The organism is Pseudomonas sp. HP_12 (genome assembly GCF_055283955.1).
This window is the reverse complement of sequence record NZ_JBTOQG010000060.1, coordinates 150,309-163,848: the sequence shown is the minus strand read 5'-3', so window position 1 is coordinate 163,848 and position 13,540 is coordinate 150,309. Positions and strand designations below refer to the sequence as shown.

Genomic DNA, 13,540 nt, shown 5'->3' with positions numbered 1-13,540 from the left:
CTTCAGCACCTGTTGGCACCGATAAGCCCTGTGCATAACCGCGGCTAAGCTCGGTTGATAAGCAGGCATCTGAGCTGAGGATAATTCGCCCTGTGGACAACCATCGGTTTAATCCACAGGCTCCGGCAGGTTATCCAAGGGGCTCTTTGGCACATGGGCACAGGCTTTTGATTCCCTGTACATCAGGCAATATAAAGCTTTCAGAGCTTTATCCACAGAAATGTGGCTCAGTAGAAATAAACATAAAAACAAAGATCTTATAAATTTCTTTCTTTTTAATTTCTATAACCACCACTCATCCACAGCTGGTTAGATTTTGCGCAACGGGTTTCTTAAGGGGGGGTAAGTCCCTATACTTGCCGCCATTCCTATTCCCCCCAAATAACAGGCACGAGGTGCGTGGTGGATTTCCCTTCCCGTTTTCAAGTGATCGTCATCGGCGGCGGTCATGCCGGTACCGAGGCAGCACTGGCGTCCGCACGTATGGGTGCTACCACCCTGCTGCTTACGCACAACGTGGAAACCCTCGGCCAAATGAGTTGCAACCCGGCCATTGGTGGCATCGGTAAAAGTCATCTGGTCAAAGAGATCGATGCACTGGGCGGTGCGATGGCAACGGCCACTGACAAAAGCGGCATCCAGTTTCGTGTGCTCAACAGCCGTAAAGGCCCAGCAGTCCGGGCGACCCGTGCCCAGGCGGACCGCGTGCTGTACAAGGCAGCGGTCAGAGAAATAATCGAAAACCAGCCCAACCTGTGGATATTCCAGCAGGCATGCGACGACCTGATCGTCGAGCACGACCAGGTGCGCGGCGTCGTTACTCAGATGGGCCTGCGTTTTCTGGCCGACTCTGTGGTTCTCACCACCGGTACCTTTCTGGGCGGACTTATCCACATCGGTCTGCAGAACTATTCGGGCGGCCGCGCCGGTGATCCGCCGTCCATTGCGCTTGCACGCAGGCTGCGTGAACTACCGCTGAGAGTGGGCCGCCTGAAAACGGGCACACCTCCGCGCATCGATGGCCGATCTGTGGATTTCTCGGTGATGACTGAACAACCGGGGGATACGCCAATTCCCGTGATGTCGTTCATGGGTTCCAAGGCTCAGCACCCGAGCCAGGTCAGCTGCTGGATTACCCACACCAACGCTCGGACCCACGAAATCATCGCGGCCAATCTTGATCGGTCGCCGATGTACTCCGCTGCCGGGGAAATCGAAGGGGTCGGGCCGCGTTATTGCCCGTCGATTGAAGACAAGATCCATCGTTTTGCCGACAAGGAAAGCCATCAGGTGTTTATCGAACCGGAAGGTTTGACGACCCATGAGCTTTATCCAAACGGTATATCGACCTCGCTGCCGTTTGACGTCCAACTGCAGATCGTTCGGTCTATCCGCGGAATGGAAAACGCCCACATCGTGCGGCCTGGCTATGCCATCGAGTACGACTACTTCGATCCGCGCGACCTGAAGTACAGCCTGGAAACCAAGGTTATCGGTGGGTTGTTTTTCGCAGGACAGATCAACGGCACAACCGGTTACGAAGAGGCCGGTGCCCAAGGTTTACTCGCGGGCGCCAACGCAGCGCTTCGGGCTCAAGGCAGGGACAGCTGGTGTCCGCGTCGCGATGAGGCTTACATCGGCGTGTTGGTGGATGACCTGATTACGCTGGGCACCCAGGAGCCGTACCGGATGTTCACCTCGCGTGCCGAGTACCGCTTGATTTTGCGGGAAGACAATGCGGACTTGCGTTTGACCGAACAAGGTCGGGCGCTCGGCTTGGTCGACGATGCCCGCTGGGCGGCGTTCTGTGCCAAGCGTGAAGGCATCGAGTTGGAAGAACAGCGTCTGAAATCCACCTGGATTCGTCCGGGTACCGAGCAGGGCGACGCAGTCTCGGCTCACTTCGGTACCCCGTTGACCCATGAATACAATCTGCTGAATCTGTTGAGCCGTCCCGAAGTGGACTACGCCAGTCTGGTTGCGCTGACCGGTAACGGCTCGCCTGACCCGCAGGTCGCTGAACAAGTCGAAATCAAGACCAAGTACGCCGGTTACATCGACCGTCAGCAAGACGAGATTGCTCGTCTGCGGGCCAGCGAAAACACCCGGCTACCAGCTGATATCGATTACACAGGGATCTCCGGTCTGTCCAAGGAAATCCAGAGCAAGCTGGGGATAACTCGTCCGGAAACGCTGGGCCAGGCCTCGCGGATTCCCGGCGTCACGCCAGCGGCGATTTCTCTGCTGATGATTCATTTGAAAAAACGCGGCGCGGGCCGTCATTTGGAGCAAAGCGCTTGAGTTCGATGGTTACCCCGCAGCATGCAGAAGAACTGACCCTTGGCGCTCGAGAGCTTGGTGTCGAGCTGAGCGAAAGCCAGCACCGCCAGTTGCTGGCGTACCTGGCTTTGCTGATCAAGTGGAACAAGGCCTACAACCTGACTGCCGTTCGTGATCCGGATGAGATGGTGTCTCGCCATCTGCTGGACAGCTTGAGCGTGGTGCGTTTCATCGAAGGTGAGCGTCAGCTGGATGTCGGCAGCGGCGGCGGGATGCCCGGCATTCCGCTGGCCATCCTGTTTCCGGAGATGAAAGTCATGGTGCTGGACAGCAACGGCAAGAAGACCCGGTTTCTGACGCAGGTCAAACTCGAGCTGGCGCTAGCCAACCTGGAAGTTATCCACAGCCGTGCCGAAGCATTCCAGCCCGCGCTGCCGTTCAACGGCATCATCTCCCGCGCCTTCAGCAGTCTGGAAGACTTTACCCAGTGGACTCGGCACATGGGCGACGGCGAAACACGCTGGTTGGCAATGAAGGGTCTGCATCCAGTGGATGAACTGGTAGCATTGCCCGCAGATTTTCATCTGGAAAGCGCACAAGCCTTGGCCGTACCCGGTTGCCAAGGTCAACGGCATCTGCTGATACTGCGCCGCACGGCATGACAGGGAACACACGCAAGAATGGCTAAGGTATTCGCGATAGCGAACCAAAAAGGGGGTGTGGGTAAAACCACAACCTGCATCAACCTCGCGGCTTCGCTGGTGGCAACCAAGCGTCGGGTGCTGTTGATCGATCTCGATCCGCAAGGCAATGCCACCATGGGCAGTGGTGTGGATAAGCACGGGCTTGAGCATTCGGTTTACGACTTGCTGATCGGCGAGTGCGACCTGAATCAGGCCATGCACTTTTCTGAGCACGGCGGTTATCAGCTGCTACCGGCAAACCGCGATCTGACCGCTGCCGAGGTGGTCCTGCTGGAAATGCAGATGAAGGAATCGCGTCTGCGAGCAGCACTGGCACCCATCCGCGAGAACTACGATTACATTCTCATCGACTGCCCTCCATCTTTGTCGATGCTGACGCTCAACGCGCTGGTCGCGGCCGACGGCGTGATTATCCCCATGCAGTGCGAATACTTTGCGCTCGAAGGTTTGAGCGACCTTGTGGATAACATCAAGCGCATCGGTGAACTGCTCAATCCTCAACTCAAGATCGAAGGCTTGCTGCGGACCATGTATGACCCTCGGCTTAGCCTGATCAACGATGTTTCGGCGCAGCTCAAAGAACATTTCGGCGAGCAGCTGTACGACACCGTTATTCCGCGCAATATTCGTCTGGCCGAGGCGCCTAGCTTCGGTATGCCGGCATTGGCGTACGACAAGACTTCTCGCGGCGCGCTGGCTTACCTGGCGCTTGCGGGCGAAATGGTCCGTCGCCAACGTCGCGGCAGTCGCACCGCGGCTCAGCCCACTTAAGGAAATTCCATGGCCGTCAAGAAACGTGGACTCGGACGTGGGCTGGACGCACTGCTGAGCAGCCCCACCGTCACCGCACTGGAAGAACAGGCGGTGAAGGCGAGTGAGCGCGAGCTTCAACACATCCCGCTGGACCTTATTCAACGAGGCAAATACCAGCCGCGTCGTGATATGGATCCCCAGGCGCTGGAAGAACTGGCTAACTCGATCAAGGCGCAAGGGGTTATGCAGCCGATCGTGGTCCGCCCGATTGCCGACAACCGCTTCGAGATCATCGCGGGTGAACGCCGCTGGCGCGCCAGCCAGCAGGCAGGGATCGAGTCGATTCCTGCCATGGTGCGTGATGTGCCCGATGAAGCGGCCATCGCGATGGCGTTGATTGAGAACATCCAGCGCGAAGACCTGAATCCGATCGAGGAGGCGATTGCCCTGCAGCGTCTGCAGCAGGAATTTCAGCTGACCCAGCAGCAAGTTGCCGAGGCGGTGGGCAAGTCGCGAGTCAGCGTCGCCAATTTGCTGCGACTGATCGCATTGCCGGAAGTGATCAAGACCATGCTCTCCCATGGAGATCTTGAAATGGGCCACGCCCGTGCGTTGTTGGGACTGCCCGAAGATCAGCAGGTTGAAGGGGCGCGACATGTTGTCGCACGCGGGTTAACCGTGCGCCAGACTGAAGCACTGGTTCGCCAGTGGCTGAGCGGCAAACAGGAGGCTGCGGAACCTGTGAAGGCCGATCCTGATATCACTCGCCTGGAGCAGCGCCTGGCCGAGCGGCTGGGCTCTGCGGTGCAAATCCGCCATGGACAGAAGGGCAAAGGTCAGTTGGTCATCCGTTATAACTCGCTGGATGAGCTGCAGGGTGTGCTCGCTCACATTCGCTGAAACAAATCATGCGTAGCGCGTAGTCGGAAATCACTACCTGGCAGTTGAATAGGGGCTGAACCGCCCCTATACTCTGCGCGCATTTTGTCGGCACAATTTATGCCAAGTTGTTGATTTTGGCGGCCGGCTCACGAGGAGCCTATGTGATGGAGACACGCACGCCAAACCGCCTGCCATTCCATCGCCTGGCTGTTTTCCCGATCTTGCTGGCTCAGTTGATCGTCCTCTTGGGGGCAGCGCTGGCGCTTTGGCAGTGGAACGGCGTCGTAGCCGGGTATTCGGGGCTTTGCGGTGGCCTGATAGCCTGGCTGCCGAATGTGTATTTTGCTCATAAAGCATTCCGGTACTCCGGGGCCAGGGCAGCGCAGGCCATCGTTCGGTCGTTCTACGCCGGCGAGGCAGGCAAGTTGATTTTTACGGCAGTGCTCTTTGCACTGACGTTTGCAGGAGTAAAGCCGCTGGCTCCACTGGCGGTTTTTGGCGTTTTCATACTGACCCAACTGGTCAGTTGGTTTGCGCCCCTGCTACTGAGAACAAGACTTTCGAGACCTTAGGGCGTTTGAGGCAACCATGGCAGAGCAAACAGCTTCGGGCTATATCCAGCACCACTTGCAGAACTTGACCTTTGGTCATTTGCCTGACGGCAGTTGGGGCTTCGCGCATTCCGCAGCGGAAGCAAAAGAAATGGGCTTTTGGGCTTTCCACGTCGATACCCTCGGCTGGTCGGTCGCACTGGGTCTGATCTTCGTCCTCATCTTCCGCATGGCCGCAAAAAAGGCGACTTCCGGTCAACCGGGCGCGTTGCAGAACTTCGTTGAAGTGCTCGTAGAGTTCGTCGACGGCAGCGTCCGGGACAGCTTCCATGGCCGTAGCGCCGTGATCGCTCCTCTGGCATTGACCATCTTCGCCTGGGTATTCCTCATGAACGCCGTCGACTTGATTCCCGTCGATTGGATCCCGCAACTGGCGATCATGATCTCCGGTGATCACCACATTCCTTTCCGCGCCGTATCGACTACCGATCCGAACGCGACGCTGGGTATGGCACTGTCCGTGTTTGCCCTGATCATTTTCTACAGCATCAAAATCAAGGGTATCGGCGGCTTCATCGGCGAATTGACCCTGCACCCGTTCGGCAGCAAGAACGTTTTCGTTCAAGCGCTGTTGATTCCGGTGAACTTCCTGCTTGAATTCGTGACTCTGGTGGCCAAGCCGATCTCTCTGGCACTGCGGCTGTTCGGCAATATGTACGCGGGTGAACTGGTGTTCATTCTGATCGCGGTCATGTTCGGCAGCGGCCTGCTGTGGCTCAGCGGTCTGGGCGTGGTCCTGCAATGGGCGTGGGCTGTGTTCCACATCCTGATCATCACCCTGCAAGCGTTCATCTTCATGATGCTGACCATCGTCTACCTGTCGATGGCTCACGAAGATAACCATTGAGACCCGCCTGGCGAGTCTGATGATCCCCTCGCTTAGGTGAGGGGGTGCCCGCGAGGGCTTGATGTAAGAAACGATTTTGCTTTACCGCTTTAATCTAAGAAAACCTAACCAATACGACGTAAAAGTCGGGAGGAAAGATGGAAACTGTAGTTGGTCTAACTGCTATCGCTGTTGCACTGCTGATCGGCCTGGGCGCACTGGGTACTGCAATCGGTTTCGGCCTGCTGGGCGGTAAGTTTCTGGAAGGCGCTGCGCGTCAACCGGAAATGGTTCCAATGCTGCAAGTTAAAATGTTCATCGTGGCTGGTCTGCTCGACGCCGTGACCATGATCGGTGTTGGTATCGCTCTGTTCTTCACTTTTGCGAACCCCTTCGTTGGTCAACTCGCTGGCTGATCACTCGAATTTTCGAGTTGATTGGTGTGATGGACAACGAACGAGCGAGGTGTTGGCGTGAACATTAATGCAACCCTGATTGGCCAGTCCGTTGCGTTCTTCATTTTTGTGCTGTTCTGCATGAAGTTCGTGTGGCCTCCGGTCATCGCGGCTTTGCACGAACGTCAGAAGAAGATTGCGGATGGACTGGACGCTGCTACACGAGCAGCTCGCGACCTGGAGCTGGCCCAAGACAAAGTGGGTCAGCAACTGCGCGAAGCTAAGGCTCAGGCAGCTGAGATCATTGAGCAAGCCAAGAAACGCGGTACCCAGATTGTCGACGAAGCCCGTGAACAGGCTCGCGTTGAAGCTGACCGCATCAAGGCTCAGGCTCAGGCCGAGATCGAACAGGAACTGAACGGCGTCAAAGACGCGCTGCGCGCCCAATTGGGTAGCCTGGCAGTCAACGGCGCAGAGAAGATCCTGGGTGCCACAATCGATCAAAACGCGCACGCGGAGCTGGTAAACAAACTGGCTGCTGAAATTTAAGCGAGGGCGATCATGGCAGAACTGACCACGTTGGCCCGACCTTACGCTAAGGCAGCCTTCGAGCATGCACAGGCGCACCAGCAACTGGCCAATTGGTCAGCCATGCTCGGCCTGGCTGCTGCAGTGTCGCAAGACGACACAATGCAGCGCATGCTCAAGGCCCCGCGACTGACGAGCGCAGACAAGGCCGCCACTTTTATTGAAGTGTGCGGCGACAAGTTCGATGCCAAGGCACAGAATTTCATTCACGTCGTTGCTGAAAACGACCGTCTCCAGCTTCTGCCGGAGATCTCCGAACTGTTCGAGCTTTACAAGGCCGAGCAGGAAAAATCGGTAGATGTGGATGTGACCAGTGCTTTTGCATTGAACCAAGAACAGCAAGACAAACTCGCCAAGGTTCTCAGTGCACGGCTCGGCCGGGAAGTGCGCCTGCACGCTGCGGAGGATGCCGCCCTGATAGGTGGTGTCATCATCCGCGCCGGCGACCTGGTTATCGATGGCTCAGTTCGCGGCAAACTCGCGCAACTAGCCGAAGCATTGAAATCTTGAGTTTGAAGGGGCAGCAGAGCAATGCAGCAACTCAATCCTTCCGAAATAAGTGAAATCATCAAGGGCCGCATCGAGAACCTCGATGTTGCCTCCCAAGCCCGAAACGAAGGCACAGTCGTCAGCGTGTCTGACGGTATCGTGCGGATTCACGGTCTCGCCGACGCTATGTACGGTGAAATGATCGAGTTCCCGGGCGGCGTTTACGGTATGGCACTGAACCTGGAGCAAGACTCCGTGGGTGCTGTCGTACTGGGCGCTTACACCTCTCTGGCTGAAGGCATGAGTGCCAAGTGCACCGGCCGCATCCTCGAAGTTCCGGTTGGTAAGGAACTCCTGGGTCGCGTAGTCGACGCACTGGGTAACCCTGTCGACGGCAAAGGTCCGCTGAACAACACCGAGACCGACGCGGTCGAGAAAGTTGCTCCAGGCGTGATCTGGCGTAAGTCGGTAGACCAGCCTGTACAGACTGGCTACAAGGCTGTCGACGCGATGATCCCTGTCGGCCGTGGCCAGCGCGAGCTAATCATCGGTGACCGTCAGATCGGTAAAACCGCTCTGGCGATCGACGCGATCATCAACCAGAAAAACAGCGGTATTTTCTGCGTCTACGTTGCAATCGGTCAGAAGCAATCGACCATCGCCAACGTTGTTCGCAAACTGGAAGAAAACGGCGCTCTGGCCAACACGATCATCGTGGCGGCCAGTGCTTCGGAATCGCCTGCGCTGCAATTCCTGGCTCCGTATGCCGGTTGCACCATGGGCGAATACTTCCGCGACCGCGGTGAAGACGCACTGATCGTCTATGACGATCTGTCCAAGCAAGCTGTGGCTTATCGCCAGATTTCCCTGCTGCTGCGTCGTCCACCAGGCCGTGAAGCCTACCCAGGCGACGTGTTCTATCTCCACTCCCGTCTGCTGGAGCGTGCATCCCGCGTTTCGGAAGAGTACGTAGAGAAGTTCACCAATGGCGCAGTGACCGGCAAAACCGGCTCCCTGACCGCATTGCCGATCATCGAAACCCAGGCTGGCGACGTTTCCGCGTTCGTTCCGACCAACGTGATCTCCATCACTGACGGTCAGATCTTCCTGGAATCGGCCATGTTCAACTCCGGCATTCGCCCGGCAGTGAACGCCGGTGTTTCGGTATCCCGTGTGGGTGGTGCCGCTCAGACCAAGATCATCAAGAAGCTCTCCGGTGGTATCCGTACCGCTCTGGCTCAGTACCGTGAACTGGCAGCATTTGCCCAGTTCGCCTCTGACCTGGACGAAGCGACCCGTAAGCAACTTGAACATGGTCAGCGCGTTACCGAGCTGATGAAGCAGAAGCAATATGCGCCAATGTCGATCGCTGACATGTCGCTGTCGCTGTATGCCGCTGAGCGTGGGTTCCTGACTGACGTCGAAATCGCCAAGGTTGGCAGCTTTGAACAAGCGCTGATTGCTTACTTCAACCGAGATCACGCCGATTTGATGGCGAAGATCAACGTGAAGGGTGACTTCAATGACGAAATCGATTCTGGCCTGAAAGCCGGCATCGAGAAGTTCAAGGCCACCCAAACCTGGTAAGCCGCAGCGGGAGTCGCGAGGCTCCCGCTTGCTAACCTGATAGGTGTTACATGGCAGGCGCAAAAGAGATTCGCAGCAAGATTGCGAGCATCAAAAGCACGCAAAAGATCACCAGCGCCATGGAAAAAGTGGCGGTCAGTAAAATGCGCAAGGCTCAAATGCGCATGGCTGCTAGCCGTCCTTACGCGGAGCGCATCCGCCAGGTGATTGGTCATCTCGCCAACGCTAACCCGGAATACCGTCATCCCTTCATGATCGAACGCGAAGTAAAGCGCGTCGGTTACGTCGTGGTAAGCAGTGACCGTGGTCTGTGTGGTGGCTTGAATACCAACCTGTTCAAGGCTTTGGTCAAGGACATGGCGAAGAACCGTGAAAACGGCGTAGAGATCGATCTGTGCGTGGTCGGCAGCAAAGGTGCGGCGTTTTTCCGCAACTTCGGCGGTAACGTCGTCGCTGCGATCAGCCACTTGGGCGAAGAGCCGTCGATCAACGATTTGATCGGCAGCGTCAAGGTGATGCTGGATGCCTACCTGGAGGGCCGTATTGATCGCCTGTCCGTGGTGTCCAACAAATTCATCAACACCATGACTCAGCAACCAACGGTCGAGCAGTTGATTCCGTTGGTCGCGACCCAGGATCAAGAACTCAAGCACCACTGGGATTACCTGTACGAACCCGACGCCAAAGAGCTGCTGGACGGCTTGATGGTCCGTTATGTGGAGTCGCAGGTCTATCAGGCGGTGGTCGAGAACAACGCGGCTGAACAGGCTGCGCGGATGATCGCGATGAAGAACGCCACTGACAACGCCGGTGACCTGATCAGCGATTTGCAGCTGATCTACAACAAGGCGCGTCAGGCAGCGATCACCCAAGAGATCTCGGAAATCGTCGGCGGCGCTGCCGCGGTTTAACGGTTCAAATATTCAGAGGATCCAGCTAATGAGTAGCGGACGTATCGTTCAAATCATCGGCGCCGTGATCGACGTGGAATTTCCACGCGACAGCGTACCGAGCATCTACAACGCGCTGAAAGTACAAGGCGCGGAAACTACTCTGGAAGTTCAGCAACAGCTGGGCGACGGCGTAGTTCGTACCATTGCGATGGGTTCCACCGAAGGCTTGAAGCGCGGTCTGGACGTTATCGACAGCGGCGCAGCCATCTCCGTACCGGTCGGTAAAGCGACGCTGGGCCGGATCATGGACGTACTGGGTAACCCGATCGACGAAGCGGGCCCGATCGAAACCGAAGAGCGCTGGGGCATTCACCGTCCTGCACCTTCGTTCGCTGATCAGGCTGGCGGCAACGACCTCCTGGAAACCGGCATCAAGGTCATCGACCTGGTTTGCCCGTTTGCCAAGGGCGGTAAAGTCGGTCTGTTCGGTGGTGCCGGTGTCGGCAAGACCGTAAACATGATGGAGCTGATCCGTAACATCGCCATCGAGCACAGCGGTTATTCCGTGTTCGCCGGTGTGGGCGAGCGTACCCGTGAGGGTAACGACTTCTACCACGAGATGAAGGACTCCAACGTTCTGGACAAAGTAGCGCTGGTCTACGGTCAGATGAACGAGCCGCCGGGTAACCGTCTGCGCGTCGCTTTGACTGGCCTGACCATGGCTGAGAAGTTCCGTGACGAAGGTAACGACGTTCTGTTGTTCGTCGACAACATTTACCGTTACACACTGGCCGGTACTGAAGTATCCGCACTGCTGGGCCGTATGCCTTCTGCAGTAGGTTACCAGCCGACGCTGGCTGAAGAGATGGGCGTGCTGCAAGAGCGCATCACTTCGACCAAGGAAGGCTCGATCACGTCGATCCAGGCGGTATACGTACCGGCGGACGACTTGACCGACCCATCGCCAGCCACAACGTTTGCTCACCTGGACGCCACCGTCGTTCTGTCCCGTGACATCGCTTCTCTGGGTATCTACCCGGCGGTCGATCCACTGGACTCGACTTCGCGCCAGCTGGACCCGAACGTGATCGGTCAGGACCACTACGACACCGCTCGCGGCGTTCAGTATGTTCTGCAGCGTTACAAAGAGCTGAAAGACATCATCGCGATCCTGGGTATGGACGAGCTGTCGGAAACCGACAAGCAGTTGGTATCCCGCGCTCGTAAGATTCAGCGCTTCCTGTCGCAGCCGTTCTTCGTGGCTGAAGTCTTCACCGGTGCTTCGGGTAAATACGTTTCCCTGAAAGACACCATTGCTGGCTTCAAAGGCATCCTCGCCGGTGACTACGACCATCTGCCTGAACAGGCGTTCTACATGGTCGGCGGCATCGAAGAAGCGATCGAGAAAGCCAAGAAACTGTAATCCAGGCGCCCGGCAACGGGCGCTAATCAGGTTGAGGCATGCAAATGGCTATGACAGTCCATTGCGATATCGTCAGCGCGGAAGGAGAGATTTTCTCCGGTCTGGTCGAGATGGTGATTGCACACGGTAACCTGGGTGATATCGGTATTGCTCCAGGTCACGCACCGTTGATCACCGATCTGAAGCCAGGTCCGATCCGCCTGATCAAGCAGGGTGGCGAAGCCGAGGTGTTTTACATCTCCGGTGGTTTCCTTGAGGTTCAACCGAACATGGTCAAAGTGCTTGCCGATACCGTGCAACGCGCTGCTGATCTGGACGAAGCCTCAGCTCAGGAAGCCGTCAAGGCTGCCGAGCGTGCTCTGAATGAAAAAGGCGCAGATTTCGATTACGGAGCTGCTGCTGCACGTCTGGCGGAGGCCGCAGCTCAGCTGCGCACCGTCCAGCAAATTCGCAAGAAGTTCGGCGGCTAACCCCGGCGACCCGTTGCGCGATTGAGTAAAAGGGTAGCCTCGGCTACCCTTTTTCTTTTTTCGGCTTTCTCGCCTGAATCATCAGCCCGGCTAATGTGGCCTGCTCGTCTGGAATCCCTTCATGTCTCTCGATATCGTCATTCTCGCCGCGGGTCAGGGCACTCGCATGCGTTCCGCTCTGCCCAAGGTCTTGCATCCTGTAGCCGGTAAATCGATGCTCGGCCATGTTATTCACAGCGCACGCCAGCTTTCGCCCCAGGGCATTCACGTGGTCATAGGCCATGGAGCAGAGCGGGTCCGAGAGCAATTGGCGAGCGATGATCTGAATTTCGTGCTCCAAGACAAACAATTGGGCACTGGCCACGCCGTTGCTCAGGCGTTGCCAGCGCTGACGGCCGAGACGGTACTCATTCTTTATGGTGACGTCCCGCTCATACAAGTAGAGACCCTGAACCGCCTCCTCGCGCTGGTAAATGATCAGCAATTGGGTCTGCTGACGGTCACGCTGGAAGACTCGACCGGTTATGGCCGCATCGTCCGTGACGTGCAGCATCGCGTCAGCGCTATCGTCGAGCACAAGGATGCAACTGAAGAGCAGAAGGCTATCAAGGAAGGTAACACCGGAATCCTCGCGGTACCGGGCAAGTGCCTTGCCGACTGGCTGGGCCGCCTCTCCAATAAAAACGCCCAGGGTGAGTATTACCTGACTGACGTTATTGCCATGGCCGTCAATGATGGCCTCGTGGTCGCGACTGCTCAGCCCGACGACGCCATGGAAGTGCAGGGCGCCAATGACCGTAAACAGCTTGCCGAGCTCGAGCGTCATTACCAGCAGCGCGAAGCCCGCCGACTCATGGCGTTGGGCGTCACACTGCGCGACCCGGCGCGTTTCGACGTTCGTGGCGACGTTACTGTTGGCCGCGACGTGATGATCGACGTGAACGTCATCCTTGAGGGGCGAGTCGTCATCGAAGACGACGTCTCCATCGGGCCGAACTGCGTGATCAAGGACAGCACCTTGCGCAAGGGCGCAATCATCAAGGCGAACAGTCACCTTGAAGGGGCGATCGTTGGCGAAGGCGCGGATGCAGGACCTTTTGCTCGTTTGCGCCCGGGCAGCGTGCTCGACGCCCGTGCCCATGTGGGTAACTTCGTCGAATTGAAGAATGCTCATCTGGGCGAGGGCGCCAAGGCAGGCCATCTGACCTATTTGGGTGACGCAGTGATCGGCGCGCGCAGCAACATTGGCGCTGGCACCATCACCTGTAACTACGATGGCGCGAACAAGCATAAGACGGTGATGGGCGAAGACGTGTTCATCGGCTCGAACAACTCGCTGGTCGCCCCTGTGCATATCGCGTCAGGCGCTAGCACTGCCGCTGGCTCTACCATCAATCAGGATGTGCCGGCCGAACAACTTGCGGTTGCCCGTGCGCGCCAACGCAACATCGAAGGCTGGAAACGACCCGTGAAAATCAAGAAAGACTAAGTTATCCACAGGTCACATCGGCTGCTTGCCAGGCAGGCAGCTGATCCCGAGTCGCTAAACAACAACCCCTCTACAAAATCTCTTAACCATCCTCCCCAAAAATCCAACTCCCCCTTGACGAATATCTTTCGATGAGCTTTCATTGCGTTC

Annotated in this window: 14 protein-coding genes; all 14 read left to right on the top strand. The window is 57.1% G+C overall.

Annotated elements, in window-relative coordinates; all coding sequences use genetic code 11:
• Positions 1–402 precede the first annotated feature (402 nt).
• The 14 genes from mnmG to glmU all read left to right on the top strand — a co-directional run bounded on the left by mnmG (position 403) and on the right by glmU (position 13,390).
• Positions 403–2,301, top strand: a complete 1,899-nt coding sequence (mnmG, locus tag ACYASU_RS24505; protein ID WP_463584350.1) for a tRNA uridine-5-carboxymethylaminomethyl(34) synthesis enzyme MnmG — start codon at positions 403–405, stop codon at positions 2,299–2,301.
• A gap of 5 nt (positions 2,302–2,306) precedes the next feature.
• On the top strand, positions 2,307–2,942 hold the full coding sequence (rsmG, locus tag ACYASU_RS24500) for a 16S rRNA (guanine(527)-N(7))-methyltransferase RsmG (protein ID WP_463584407.1): 636 nt from the start codon (positions 2,307–2,309) through the stop codon (positions 2,940–2,942).
• A gap of 18 nt (positions 2,943–2,960) precedes the next feature.
• On the top strand, positions 2,961–3,755 hold the full coding sequence (locus ACYASU_RS24495; RefSeq protein WP_192174386.1) for a ParA family protein: 795 nt from the start codon (positions 2,961–2,963) through the stop codon (positions 3,753–3,755).
• A 9-nt stretch (positions 3,756–3,764) separates the two neighbouring features.
• Entirely contained in the window at positions 3,765–4,637 is an 873-nt protein-coding gene (locus ACYASU_RS24490) for a ParB/RepB/Spo0J family partition protein (RefSeq protein ID WP_282365441.1), read from the top strand.
• Positions 4,638–4,783: 146 nt separating this feature from the next.
• The gene (locus tag ACYASU_RS24485) at positions 4,784–5,191 is read left to right on the top strand and encodes a F0F1 ATP synthase subunit I (RefSeq protein WP_463584349.1); all 408 of its coding nucleotides are present in this window, start codon (positions 4,784–4,786) and stop codon (positions 5,189–5,191) included.
• A gap of 16 nt (positions 5,192–5,207) precedes the next feature.
• Positions 5,208–6,077 carry a F0F1 ATP synthase subunit A gene (atpB, locus tag ACYASU_RS24480; protein ID WP_463584348.1) on the top strand — a complete coding sequence of 290 codons (870 nt, stop codon included), beginning with the start codon at positions 5,208–5,210 and terminating at the stop codon, positions 6,075–6,077.
• Between the two features lie 137 nt (positions 6,078–6,214).
• Positions 6,215–6,472, top strand: coding sequence for a F0F1 ATP synthase subunit C (atpE, locus tag ACYASU_RS24475; RefSeq protein WP_002555987.1), 258 nt, complete (start codon positions 6,215–6,217; stop codon positions 6,470–6,472).
• 57 nt (positions 6,473–6,529) lie between these two features.
• Positions 6,530–7,000 (top strand): F0F1 ATP synthase subunit B, encoded by a 471-nt coding sequence (locus ACYASU_RS24470; protein ID WP_065988056.1) that lies wholly within the window; start codon positions 6,530–6,532, stop codon positions 6,998–7,000.
• Positions 7,001–7,012: 12 nt separating this feature from the next.
• Positions 7,013–7,549, top strand: coding sequence for a F0F1 ATP synthase subunit delta (locus ACYASU_RS24465; protein ID WP_037016920.1), 537 nt, complete (start codon positions 7,013–7,015; stop codon positions 7,547–7,549).
• A gap of 21 nt (positions 7,550–7,570) precedes the next feature.
• A complete protein-coding gene (gene atpA, locus ACYASU_RS24460) occupies positions 7,571–9,115 on the top strand; it encodes a F0F1 ATP synthase subunit alpha (protein ID WP_065988057.1) in 1,545 nt (514 codons plus the stop codon).
• A 50-nt stretch (positions 9,116–9,165) separates the two neighbouring features.
• Entirely contained in the window at positions 9,166–10,026 is an 861-nt protein-coding gene (atpG, locus tag ACYASU_RS24455; protein ID WP_037016916.1) for a F0F1 ATP synthase subunit gamma, read from the top strand.
• A gap of 28 nt (positions 10,027–10,054) precedes the next feature.
• Positions 10,055–11,431 (top strand): F0F1 ATP synthase subunit beta, encoded by a 1,377-nt coding sequence (gene atpD, locus ACYASU_RS24450; protein ID WP_037016914.1) that lies wholly within the window; start codon positions 10,055–10,057, stop codon positions 11,429–11,431.
• Between the two features lie 44 nt (positions 11,432–11,475).
• Positions 11,476–11,901 carry a F0F1 ATP synthase subunit epsilon gene (locus ACYASU_RS24445; protein WP_133774003.1) on the top strand — a complete coding sequence of 142 codons (426 nt, stop codon included), beginning with the start codon at positions 11,476–11,478 and terminating at the stop codon, positions 11,899–11,901.
• Positions 11,902–12,022: 121 nt separating this feature from the next.
• Positions 12,023–13,390, top strand: coding sequence for a bifunctional UDP-N-acetylglucosamine diphosphorylase/glucosamine-1-phosphate N-acetyltransferase GlmU (gene glmU, locus ACYASU_RS24440; protein WP_463584347.1), 1,368 nt, complete (start codon positions 12,023–12,025; stop codon positions 13,388–13,390).
• Positions 13,391–13,540 lie beyond the last annotated feature (150 nt).

Coding starts and splice junctions, on each gene's coding strand:
- atpG (WP_037016916.1), top strand. CDS start 9,166: ATGGCAGGCGCAAAAGAGATTCGCAGCAAGATTGCGAGCATCAAAAGC.
- rsmG (WP_463584407.1), top strand. CDS start 2,307: ATGGTTACCCCGCAGCATGCAGAAGAACTGACCCTTGGCGCTCGAGAG.
- ACYASU_RS24465 (WP_037016920.1), top strand. CDS start 7,013: ATGGCAGAACTGACCACGTTGGCCCGACCTTACGCTAAGGCAGCCTTC.
- atpA (WP_065988057.1), top strand. CDS start 7,571: ATGCAGCAACTCAATCCTTCCGAAATAAGTGAAATCATCAAGGGCCGC.
- glmU (WP_463584347.1), top strand. CDS start 12,023: ATGTCTCTCGATATCGTCATTCTCGCCGCGGGTCAGGGCACTCGCATG.
- ACYASU_RS24485 (WP_463584349.1), top strand. CDS start 4,784: ATGGAGACACGCACGCCAAACCGCCTGCCATTCCATCGCCTGGCTGTT.
- atpD (WP_037016914.1), top strand. CDS start 10,055: ATGAGTAGCGGACGTATCGTTCAAATCATCGGCGCCGTGATCGACGTG.
- ACYASU_RS24445 (WP_133774003.1), top strand. CDS start 11,476: ATGGCTATGACAGTCCATTGCGATATCGTCAGCGCGGAAGGAGAGATT.
- ACYASU_RS24490 (WP_282365441.1), top strand. CDS start 3,765: ATGGCCGTCAAGAAACGTGGACTCGGACGTGGGCTGGACGCACTGCTG.
- atpB (WP_463584348.1), top strand. CDS start 5,208: ATGGCAGAGCAAACAGCTTCGGGCTATATCCAGCACCACTTGCAGAAC.
- atpE (WP_002555987.1), top strand. CDS start 6,215: ATGGAAACTGTAGTTGGTCTAACTGCTATCGCTGTTGCACTGCTGATC.
- ACYASU_RS24495 (WP_192174386.1), top strand. CDS start 2,961: ATGGCTAAGGTATTCGCGATAGCGAACCAAAAAGGGGGTGTGGGTAAA.